This window comes from Phaeobacter sp., from assembly GCF_022825805.1.
GTDB lineage: Bacteria > Pseudomonadota > Alphaproteobacteria > Rhodobacterales > Rhodobacteraceae > Phaeobacter.
This window is the reverse complement of sequence record NZ_JAJDWC010000155.1, coordinates 1-5336: the sequence shown is the minus strand read 5'-3', so window position 1 is coordinate 5336 and position 5336 is coordinate 1. Positions and strand designations below refer to the sequence as shown.

General features: G+C 56.8%; 5 protein-coding genes. All 5 read right to left on the bottom strand.

What is annotated here, in order from left to right; genetic code table 11:
* Nucleotides 1-515: 515 nt before the first annotated feature.
* The 5 genes from Q0C28_RS17435 to Q0C28_RS17415 all read right to left on the bottom strand — a co-directional run bounded on the left by Q0C28_RS17435 (nt 516) and on the right by Q0C28_RS17415 (nt 5131).
* Nucleotides 516-1667: an acyl-CoA dehydrogenase family protein gene (locus Q0C28_RS17435; RefSeq protein WP_293577718.1), complete on the bottom strand. Its 1152-nt coding sequence runs from the start codon at nt 1665-1667 to the stop codon at nt 516-518.
* Between the two features lie 55 nt (nt 1668-1722).
* Nucleotides 1723-1935 (bottom strand): hypothetical protein, encoded by a 213-nt coding sequence (locus tag Q0C28_RS17430; RefSeq protein ID WP_293577716.1) that lies wholly within the window; start codon nt 1933-1935, stop codon nt 1723-1725.
* A 153-nt stretch (nt 1936-2088) separates the two neighbouring features.
* The gene (locus Q0C28_RS17425) at nt 2089-3870 is read right to left on the bottom strand and encodes an acyl-CoA dehydrogenase C-terminal domain-containing protein (RefSeq protein WP_293577714.1); all 1782 of its coding nucleotides are present in this window, start codon (nt 3868-3870) and stop codon (nt 2089-2091) included.
* A gap of 84 nt (nt 3871-3954) precedes the next feature.
* Nucleotides 3955-4356, bottom strand: coding sequence for a MerR family DNA-binding transcriptional regulator (locus Q0C28_RS17420; RefSeq protein WP_293577712.1), 402 nt, complete (start codon nt 4354-4356; stop codon nt 3955-3957).
* A gap of 397 nt (nt 4357-4753) precedes the next feature.
* Nucleotides 4754-5131: a MerR family DNA-binding transcriptional regulator gene (locus Q0C28_RS17415; RefSeq protein WP_293577710.1), complete on the bottom strand. Its 378-nt coding sequence runs from the start codon at nt 5129-5131 to the stop codon at nt 4754-4756.
* Nucleotides 5132-5336: the final 205 nt, after the last annotated feature.

Genomic DNA, 5336 nt, shown 5'->3' with positions numbered 1-5336 from the left:
GATGACTGCGCACGCAAGCCTCAAGCTCTCGACGCTCTGAAGGGGTAAGAAAACCGGGGCGGATCATGAGCCTAACTGAACCGTTTTCACGCATGACGTCAACTCATCAAAACTCGGAAGTTCGATGACGCTAAGTATAATACCCAATTTTGTGCTCCTTTTCCCTGTCATGTGGGGGTGTCACACCCCCACACCCCCGTGGAGTATTTGTGGAAAGATGACGGCGCATTCACTTCGCCTTAAGGTTGATTTTCGCATAATGGTTCCGCGGCACAGGCTGGAGAGCCGATGGTCGTGAAAGGTGACGGCGCGCTTGCCCATTAGGCGGAGAGCTCGGGGGCGAGCGCGTCTTTGCCATGCATATTTGTGCCATGCTTGATTTTGCCACGCTTGTTTTTGCCTGGCATGTCTTGGCCTTGTGTCTCTCGGTTCGGACTGTCTTTGGCTGTCATCTTTCCAAAAATACTCCCGCCGGAGGCATCCGCGGTCCATCTGGAACGATACGATCTGCGTTTTCACAGCGACCTCGCGATCAGTTCCTTCATGATTTCGTTGGTGCCGCCATAAATCCTCTGGACGCGGGCGTCGGCCCACATTTCCGCAACGGCGTATTCCTGCATGTAGCCATAGCCACCATGCAGCTGCACACATTCGTCAAGCACTTCGCCCTGGGTGTCCGTGGTCCAGTATTTGGCCATTGCCGCTTTTTCGACGGTCAGTTTACCGGCCAGATGTTCGACCATGCATTCATCCAGAAATGCGCGGGCCACTTTGGTTTTTGTCTGGCATTCCACCAGTTTGAACCGCGTGTTTTGAAACTGGGTCAGGGGGCCGCCAAACGCTTCGCGCTCTTTGCAGTAGGCGATGGTGCGTTCAACTGCGCCCTCCATGGCGCCCACGGCACCGCAGGCGATGATCAGCCGCTCTTGCGGCAGTTGCTGCATCATCTGATAGAACCCTTGGCCCTCGGTTCCACCCAGGATGTTCTCAGGCGGGACAGCGATATTGTCGAAAAACAACTCGGATGTATCCGCCGCATGCAGCCCGACCTTTTCCAGATTGCGCCCGCGTGAGAACCCCTCGGCACCATCGGTTTCCAACGCGACCAGAGAGATCCCTTTGGAGCCTTCCGTCGGATCGGTCTTGGCCGCAACCAGGATCAGATTGGCGTGCTGGCCATTGGTGATGAAGGTTTTTTGTCCCGACAGCCGGTAGACGTTGCCATCTTTCACCGCCTTGGTTTTGATCCGTTGCACATCTGAACCTGTGGAGGGTTCTGTCATGGCCAGCGCCCCGACCAGTTCGCCGCTGATCATCTTGGGCAGCCAGCGCTGTTTTTGCTCTTCGGTGCCATAGGCCAGCACATAATGCGCGACGATGCCGGAATGGATGCCGTGGCCCCAGCTTGCCAGGTTGGCGCGGCTGCCTTCGATCAGGATTGCGGCTTCGTGGCCGAAGTCACCGCCAACGCCGCCGTATTCTTCGGGCACCGAGGGGCACAGCAGGCCAAGTGCGCCTGCTTCCTGCCAGGTTGAGCGATCCATCATGCCCTGTTTGCGCCAGCTTTCGAAACGCGGCGCCCATTCACGGGTGATGAACTGGGCGGTCATATCGGCCAACATACGGTGTTCATCGGTCATCCAGCTGGATGTGTGCTCTGCGCTCATGGGCTCCCTTTCTCTTTGGCGGGTGGGATGCGGTTTCGATGGATGGATGATCAGCCTAGCGTTTTCGGTCTTCGAGTTCGGAATTGAACAGTCGAAGTCGATGGCTGAGGTTGTCGTGATTGGTGACGCTGTCGAAATTCTCAAACAAAAACGACAGTGCTTCGCCTTCGTCCAGGCCCGCCTCCTGAGAGAAGCGGCGCAGTCGCCGATAGCCATCTTCGGTCATGGCAATGGGCAAGCGACGGGTGAGACGAAAACGTTTTGGCATGCGGTCTCCTTTGGTCGGCGTGGGGCCAGAACTGGCCGCAGCCCATGATGATCTTTTTGGGCGGTTGGGCTGGCGCCGCGTATTGGCGCCAGTCCTTGTTTGAAGCGGTGTCCGTCGGTGTCGACCGGCATCCCGCGGGCGCAACCGTGCGGCTTAGAACTGCTCTGCGTCCAGTGCCATCACCGTGTCCGCTCCGCTTTGGATGCGGGCCAGATGCAGGGCTGTTGCCGGAAGCTGCCGTGCCATGTAATAGCGGCCGGTGGCGATTTTTGTCTCGTAGAACGCCGCGTCAGAGGCGCCAGCGTCGCAAGCCGCCTGCGCAGATTTCGCCATGTGGGCCCACATCAAGCCAAGGCAGACATGTCCGAACATATGCATGAAGTCATTGGAACCGGCCAAAGCGTGGTTGGGGTTTTTCATGCCGTTTTGCATGAAATACATCCCCGCTGCCTGCAGATCTTTTGATGCTGCCTTGAGCGGATCAATGAAATCGCGGATGAAATCCTCCGACATGTCGCCGCTGTCTTTGCAGAAGGTTTTGACCATTTCGAAGAAGGCCATGACATGTTTGCCGCCATCCTGCGCCAATTTGCGGCCCACCAGATCCAGGGCTTGGACGCCATTGGCGCCTTCATAGATCATGGCGATCCGCGCATCGCGGGTATATTGGGACATCCCCCATTCTTCGATGTAGCCGTGCCCGCCATAGACCTGCTGGGCCTGCACCGTCATGTCGTAGCCTTTGTCGGTGAGGAAGCCCTTGATCACCGGGGTCAGTAGCGAGATCAGGCCATCGGCGTCAGCGTCACTTGCCCGGTGGGCTTTGTCGAGCATATGCGCGCCCCACAGGATGAACGCCCGCGCGCCTTCCGCAAAGCTTTTCTGATCCATCAGATTGCGCCGCACGTCGGGATGTACGATCAGCGGGTCGGCGGGGCCATCTGGGTTTTTCACCCCGGTCACATCGCGGCCCTGCAGGCGATCTTTGGCGTAGGCCAGCGCGTTCTGGTAGGCAGCTTCTGCCTGGGCCAGGCCCTGCATGCCCACGCCCAGTCGCGCTTCGTTCATCATCGTGAACATGGCGCGCATGCCTTTGTGTTCGGTGCCCAACAGAAAACCGGTTGCACCGTCGTAGTTCATCACACAGGTGGAGTTGCCGTGGATGCCCATCTTCTCTTCGATCTTGCCGACCGAGACGCCGTTGCGTTCGCCAAGCGAGCCGTCTTCGTTCACAAGGAATTTCGGCACGATGAACAGCGACACGCCCTTGATGCCCTCGGGGCCACCGGGGATTTTGGCCAGCACCAGGTGAATGATGTTGTCGGCCATGTCGTGGTCGCCGGACGAGATGAAGATCTTCTGGCCGGACACTTTGTAGGTGCCATCTTCCTGTGGTTCGGCCTTGGTGCGCATCATGCCCAAATCGGTGCCGCAATGCGGTTCTGTCAGGTTCATGGTGCCGGTCCAGTCGCAGGACACCATTTTCGGCAGATAGGTGTCTTTCTGCGCGTCGCTGCCATGCGCCAGAATGGCGGAGGCTGCACCATGCGTCAGGCCTTGATACATCGTGAACGCCTGATTGGCACCTGAGAAAAACTCTCCCACGGCGGTGCCCATCACATAGGGCATATTCTGGCCGCCGTAGCGTTCGGGCATGTCCAGCCCGGGCCAGCCGCCTTCCTTCATCTGGTCAAAGGCGCCTTTGAACCCGGTTGGGGTGTAAACTACCCCGTTCTCCAGACGGCAGCCTTCGGTGTCGCCAACCACATTCAGCGGGTGCAACACGGCACCTGCAATTTTGCCGGCCTCTTCCAACACGGCGGAGGTAAAGTCGGCTTCCAGCTCGTCGTAGCCTGGGATCTGCGCTTCGGTGATCTTCAGCACATCATGCAAGATGAACTGCGTATCCTTGATCGGGGCGGTATAACTTGGCATCGCGGTCCTCGTTGTGGTTCTGCAGTGTCTGTTTCAGGGGCGGCGCTTTGTATGCCTGGGCCTTGCGCGGGCGTGGGGCCAGATCTACTCAGCGGCGTCTTTCTTAGCTGTCATGGAGGCGATCATACGTTCCCCCCAGCGCAGCTGCTCTTGCAGGTCGTCAATGGCTTCGCTCAACTCTTCGCGTTGACGTTCCATATCGGCCAGACGGTCACAGGCGATTTCATATGTGCGGGTGAGCTGTGTCAGCTGCTGGTCGCCCATATGGTACAGGTTCAGGAGTTGTCGGATTTCCTCGAGACTGAAACCAAAGCGCTTCCCGCGCAAAATCAGCTTCAGCCGCGCCTGGTCCCGTTTGGTGAACAGGCGTTTCTGTCCTTCCCGGATTGGGAACAGAAGTTCTTTGGCTTCGTAAAACCGCAATGTACGCGGCGTTACGCCAAACTCATCGCACATCTCGCGGATGGTCTTTGTCTCATCGGTCATCGTCGAACTCACAAATGCTGTTGCCCGCCTATGGTGAGCAGCTTGCGGTGCATTTACAACAAGAACTTGACGTTGACGTAAGTCAGACGCTGCGTCATTTTTGAGGGTGACGTAGGTTCCTCTTTGAAATTCAGTCAGTTACCCGGCGTCATCACAGTTGATTGCAGGAAATTTACAAAAATTGAGCGAAATACGGTGATTTGATCGCCAATTTGCACGGTATTGGACAAGCGTTCGCAACTCGTGAAGCTCGCGTGAACCTGTAGGTAGGCGGCAAATGTGTGATATTTCAATCTATTGGTCGCAACTTATTCGCGATCTTTGCGACTATTAATCTACTTTTGCGCGGGTGCAGACAAGTGCAGATTGATGCCCGTCAGTGCGAAGCGGCGGGCGCTTATGCGTCCTCGCCCAACAGGCCAAGCGTGGTTGCGCGCAGGTCTGTCAACTCTTTCAGAGCTTCATCCAGCTGCTCGCGTTGCTTTTTCAGCTCCACCATCTGCCGGTCGGCCATTTCAATGAAGGCCCGGTTCTGCGCGGTGTCGCCATCCTGTTCATAGATCAGCAGCCATTGGCGGATTTCTTCCAGCTGAAACCCGAATTTGCGGCCACGCATGATCAATTTCATACGCGCGCGTTCTCGCGAGCCGAAAAACCTGGATCGGCCTTCGCGCTCGGGCTGCAGCAGTTCGATGTATTCATAATAACGAAGTGTGCGCGGCGTGACGTCAAACTCACTGCACATTTCCTTGAATGACAATTTTTGTTCGGTCATCCGCTTTCTCCCTTACCTGCAGGTTAGGCGCTCGGCGCAGGGGGTTCAACCGCTGGGGTTGCTCTTTGTCGCTAACAAGCGATATGTCCGGTGTAGGTAACATGCGATCTGTCCGGTTTTATCATGTCTCCGAAAGGAGGCGTTATGAAGCGGACAGAAGTGTTACAGGAAGTTCGACTTATGAAGTTCGAAGACGTGTATTCGC

Coding starts and splice junctions, on each gene's coding strand:
- Q0C28_RS17425 (WP_293577714.1), bottom strand. CDS start 3,870: ATGCCAAGTTATACCGCCCCGATCAAGGATACGCAGTTCATCTTGCAT.
- Q0C28_RS17430 (WP_293577716.1), bottom strand. CDS start 1,935: ATGCCAAAACGTTTTCGTCTCACCCGTCGCTTGCCCATTGCCATGACC.
- Q0C28_RS17435 (WP_293577718.1), bottom strand. CDS start 1,667: ATGAGCGCAGAGCACACATCCAGCTGGATGACCGATGAACACCGTATG.
- Q0C28_RS17420 (WP_293577712.1), bottom strand. CDS start 4,356: ATGACCGATGAGACAAAGACCATCCGCGAGATGTGCGATGAGTTTGGC.
- Q0C28_RS17415 (WP_293577710.1), bottom strand. CDS start 5,131: ATGACCGAACAAAAATTGTCATTCAAGGAAATGTGCAGTGAGTTTGAC.